Genomic DNA, 4,060 nt, shown 5'->3' with positions numbered 1-4,060 from the left:
ATCGCCCCGATCGCGATGGAAGAGAAGCTGCGCTTCGCCATCCGCGAAGGCGGCCGCACCGTCGGCGCAGGCGTCGTCGCCAGCATCATCGCGTAACGCGTTTTCGTGGGGGGCGAGGGCCCTTCTGGGCCTTCGCCTTTTCACGTCACGGAGAACAAAGACCATGAACGGTCAGAACATTCGGATCCGCCTCAAGGCGTTCGATCACCGTGTCCTCGACGCGTCGACCCGCGAGATCGTGTCGACGGCGAAGCGCACGGGCGCCCAGGTCCGCGGACCGATCCCGCTGCCGACGCTCATCGAGAAGTTCACCGTCAACCGCTCGCCCCATATCGACAAGAAGTCGCGCGAGCAGTTCGAGATGCGGACCCACAAGCGGGTTCTCGACATCGTCGACCCGACCCCCCAGACGGTCGACGCCCTCATGAAGCTCGATCTCGCCGCCGGCGTCGACGTCGAAATCAAGCTCTGATCCAGTTTTAACGGGTCCTCTGTTTCCGGCTCACCCCGGATGGACATGACCCCAAGGGAAGGTATGCACCGATGCGTTCCGGTGTGATTGCACAGAAAGTCGGGATGACCCGCATCTTCACGGATGCCGGCGAGCACATTCCGGTCACCGTGCTGAAGCTCGACAACTGCCAGGTCGTCGCGCATCGCACGGTCGAGAAGAACGGCTATGCCGCCGTGCAGCTCGGGTCGGGCTTGGCCAAGGTCAAGAACGTCTCGAAGGCGCAGCGCGGCCATTTCGCCGTCGCCAAGGTCGAGCCGAAGCAGAAGATCGTCGAGTTCCGCGTCAGCGATGATGCGCTGATCCCGGTCGGCGCCGAGCTCACCGCCGACCATTTCGTCGTCGGCCAGTTCGTCGACGTCTCCGGCACCACCACCGGCAAGGGCTTCGCCGGCGGCATGAAGCGCTGGAACTTCGGCGGTCTGCGTGCCACGCACGGCGTCTCGGTCTCGCATCGTTCGATCGGTTCGACCGGTGGCCGTCAGGACCCGGGCAAGACCTTCAAGAACAAGAAGATGCCGGGCCATCTCGGCGCCGAGCGCGTGACCACGCAGAACCTGCGCGTCGTCCAGACGGACGTCGAGCGCGGCCTGATCCTCGTCGAGGGCGCCGTTCCGGGCGTCGCCGGCGGTTGGATCCACGTCCGCGACGCCGTCAAGCGCGCCCTGCCGAAGGATGCGCCGCTGCCGGGCAAGTTCAAGGTTGCCGGCGAGGCAAAGGCAGAGGCTCCTGCGGCCCAGGCTGAGGAGAACGCGTGATGAAACTCGATATCGTCACTCTTGAAGGCGGTAAGGCCGGCTCCCTGGAGCTGTCGGATACCGTGTTCGGCCTCGAGCCGCGTGCCGATCTGCTCGCCCGCATGGTCCGCTACCAGCTCGCCAAGCGCCGCGCCGGGACCCACAAGTCCAAGGGCCGCTCGGAAGTCGACCGCACCCGCAAGAAGATCTACAAGCAGAAGGGCACCGGCGGCGCTCGCCACGGCGCGGCTTCGGCTCCGCAGTTCCGCGGCGGCGGCAAGGCTTTCGGTCCGGTCGTGCGCGACCATGCCCATGAGCTGCCGAAGAAGGTCCGCGCGCTCGCTCTGCGCCATGCGCTCTCGGCCAAGGCCAAGGATGCCGGCATCATCGTCATCGACGATGCCACGCTGTCCGAGCCGAAGACCAAGGTGCTGCTCGGCCATTTCGGCAAGCTCGACCTGTCGAGCGCGCTGATCGTCGGCGGCGCCGAGATCGATACGAATTTCGGCCTGGCCGCTCGCTCGATCCCCAACGTCGACGTGCTGCCGGTCCAGGGCATCAACGTCTATGACATTCTGCGTCGCGACAAGCTCGTCCTGACGCGCGCGGCTGTCGATGCGCTGGAGGCGCGCTTCAAATGAGCCAGTCCGCCAAGAACCTGGACCCGCGCCACTACGACGTGATCGTGGCGCCGGTCATCACCGAGAAGGCGACCACGCTCTCCGAGCACAACAAGGTCGTGTTCAAGGTCGCCAAGACGGCGACCAAGCCGCAGATCAAGGCCGCGGTCGAGAAGCTCTTCGACGTCAAGGTGAAGAGCGTCAACACGATCGTCACCGAGGGCAAGGTCAAGGTCTTCCGGGGCCGGCTCGGCCAGCGCTCGGACGTCAAGAAAGCGGTCGTGACCCTCGAAGAGGGCCATTCGATCGACGTGACCACGGGCCTGTGAGGGAAGCACAATGGCTTTGAAGCATTTCAAGCCGATCACGCCGAGCCTTCGCCAGCTCGTGATCGTCGACCGCAGCGAGCTCTACAAGGGCAAGCCGGTCAAGGTTCTGACCGAGGGCAAGAGCTCCTCGGGCGGCCGCAACAACCTCGGCCGCATCACCGTCCGCTTCCGCGGCGGTGGCCACAAGCGCACGCTGCGCCTGGTCGATTTCAAGCGTCGCGGCAAGGCCGGCATCCCGGCGACCGTCGAGCGGCTGGAGTATGACCCGAACCGCACGGCGTTCATCGCCCTGATCAAGTATCAGGACGGCGAGCAGTCCTACATCCTGGCGCCGCAGCGCCTGGCTGTCGGCGACACGGTGGTCGCGGGCGACAATGTCGACGTGAAGCCCGGCAACGCCGCCCCGATGGGCTCGCTGCCGATCGGCACGATCGTTCACAATGTCGAGCTGAAGATCGGCAAGGGCGGCGCGCTGGCGCGGTCCGCGGGCAACTACGCCCAGATCGTCGGCCGCGACCAAGGCTACGTCATCGTCCGCCTGAACTCGGGCGAGCAACGCCTGATCTCGGGCCTGTGCTACGCCACCGTCGGTGCCGTATCGAACCCGGATCACATGAACCGGAACGACGGCAAGGCGGGTCGCTCGCGCTGGCTCGGCCGTCGCCCGCATAACCGCGGCGTCTCGATGAACCCGGTCGACCATCCGCATGGCGGTGGTGAAGGCCGCACCTCCGGCGGCCGTCATCCGGTCACGCCGTGGGGTCTGCCGACCAAGGGCAAGAAGACCCGCTCGAACAAGCGGACCGATACGTTCATCGTGTCGAGCCGTCACGCCCGCAAGAAGAAGAACTGAGGTCCGTCATGGCGCGTTCGCTTTGGAAAGGTCCGTTCGTCGACGGATACCTCCTGAAGAAGGCCGAGGTCGCCAGGACCTCGGGCCGTAATGAAGTCATCAAGATCTGGAGCCGTCGCTCCACGATCCTGCCGCAGTTCGTCGGTCTGACGTTCGGCGTCTACAACGGCCAGAAGCATGTGCCGGTGTCCGTGTCCGAGGAGATGGTGGGCCACAAGTTCGGCGAGTTCTCGCCGACGCGCACCTTCCACGGCCATGCCGCCGACAAGAAGGCGAAGAGGAAGTAAGCCATGGGTAAAGCATCCGCCCCCCGTGCGCTGCCTGAGAACGAAGCGGTTGCGGTCGCCCGCAACCTGCGCGTCTCGCCGCAGAAGCTGAACCTCGTCGCTCAGCTGATCCGTGGCAAGAAGGTCGCGACGGCGCTCGCCGATCTCGAGTTCTCCCGCAAGCGCATCGCGACCGACGTTCGCAAGTGCCTGCAGAGCGCGATCGCCAACGCCGAGAACAACCATGATCTCGACGTCGACGATCTCGTCGTCGCGCAGGCCTTCGTCGGCAAGGCGCTGGTCATGAAGCGCTTCCACGCCCGCGCCCGCGGCCGTGGCGCCCGTATCATGAAGCCGTTCTCGAACATCACGATCGTGGTGCGCGAGCAGGCTGCCGCGCAGGCCTGAGGAGAGAACGATGGGTCAGAAAATCAATCCGATCGGCCTTCGCCTCGGCATCAACCGGACCTGGGACTCGCGCTGGTTCGCCAGCAAGGGCGAGTACGGCAAGCTGCTGCATGAGGACATGGCGATCCGCGCCGCCCTGATGAAGCTGCTGAAGCAGGCCGCCGTCTCGAAGATCATCATCGAACGTCCGCACAAGAAGTGCCGCGTCACCATCTACTCGGCTCGCCCGGGCGTGGTGATCGGCAAGAAGGGTGCCGACATCGAGAAGCTCCGCAAGGAGGTCACCAAGCTCACCAAGGCCGACGTGACGATCAACATCGTCGAGGTGCGCAAGCC

Annotated in this window: 9 protein-coding genes; all 9 read left to right on the top strand. The window is 65.3% G+C overall.

Annotation, left to right across the window (positions count from 1 at the left end; genetic code table 11):
- A partial coding sequence (locus BGO20_RS03675; protein ID WP_299856650.1) for an EF-Tu C-terminal domain-related protein occupies positions 1-96 on the top strand: 96 nt, incomplete at its 5' end.
- A 67-nt stretch (positions 97-163) separates the two neighbouring features.
- Positions 164-472, top strand: coding sequence for a 30S ribosomal protein S10 (rpsJ, locus tag BGO20_RS03670; RefSeq protein WP_038365384.1), 309 nt, complete (start codon positions 164-166; stop codon positions 470-472).
- A 71-nt stretch (positions 473-543) separates the two neighbouring features.
- Positions 544-1,269 carry a 50S ribosomal protein L3 gene (gene rplC, locus BGO20_RS03665; protein WP_291661751.1) on the top strand — a complete coding sequence of 242 codons (726 nt, stop codon included), beginning with the start codon at positions 544-546 and terminating at the stop codon, positions 1,267-1,269.
- The gene (gene rplD / locus BGO20_RS03660; RefSeq protein ID WP_291661753.1) at positions 1,269-1,889 is read left to right on the top strand and encodes a 50S ribosomal protein L4; all 621 of its coding nucleotides are present in this window, start codon (positions 1,269-1,271) and stop codon (positions 1,887-1,889) included. Before rplC ends, rplD begins: the two co-directional genes overlap by 1 nt.
- Positions 1,886-2,197 carry a 50S ribosomal protein L23 gene (locus BGO20_RS03655; RefSeq protein ID WP_291661755.1) on the top strand — a complete coding sequence of 104 codons (312 nt, stop codon included), beginning with the start codon at positions 1,886-1,888 and terminating at the stop codon, positions 2,195-2,197. The genes rplD and BGO20_RS03655 overlap by 4 nt, the downstream gene beginning before the upstream one ends.
- A 10-nt stretch (positions 2,198-2,207) precedes the next feature.
- Positions 2,208-3,050 carry a 50S ribosomal protein L2 gene (gene rplB / locus BGO20_RS03650; RefSeq protein ID WP_291661757.1) on the top strand — a complete coding sequence of 281 codons (843 nt, stop codon included), beginning with the start codon at positions 2,208-2,210 and terminating at the stop codon, positions 3,048-3,050.
- Between the two features lie 8 nt (positions 3,051-3,058).
- The gene (gene rpsS, locus BGO20_RS03645; protein WP_055730182.1) at positions 3,059-3,337 is read left to right on the top strand and encodes a 30S ribosomal protein S19; all 279 of its coding nucleotides are present in this window, start codon (positions 3,059-3,061) and stop codon (positions 3,335-3,337) included.
- Positions 3,338-3,340: 3 nt separating this feature from the next.
- Positions 3,341-3,724 (top strand): 50S ribosomal protein L22, encoded by a 384-nt coding sequence (gene rplV, locus BGO20_RS03640; protein WP_291661759.1) that lies wholly within the window; start codon positions 3,341-3,343, stop codon positions 3,722-3,724.
- 10 nt (positions 3,725-3,734) lie between these two features.
- The coding region (rpsC, locus tag BGO20_RS03635; protein WP_299856639.1) for a 30S ribosomal protein S3 at positions 3,735-4,060 on the top strand (326 nt) is incomplete at its 3' end.

Source organism: Allobosea sp. 67-29 (assembly GCF_001898115.1).
Classification (GTDB): Bacteria; Pseudomonadota; Alphaproteobacteria; order Rhizobiales; family Beijerinckiaceae; genus Allobosea.
Note: the sequence above shows the minus strand (reverse complement) of the source record. Positions and strands in the feature narration are given on the sequence as shown.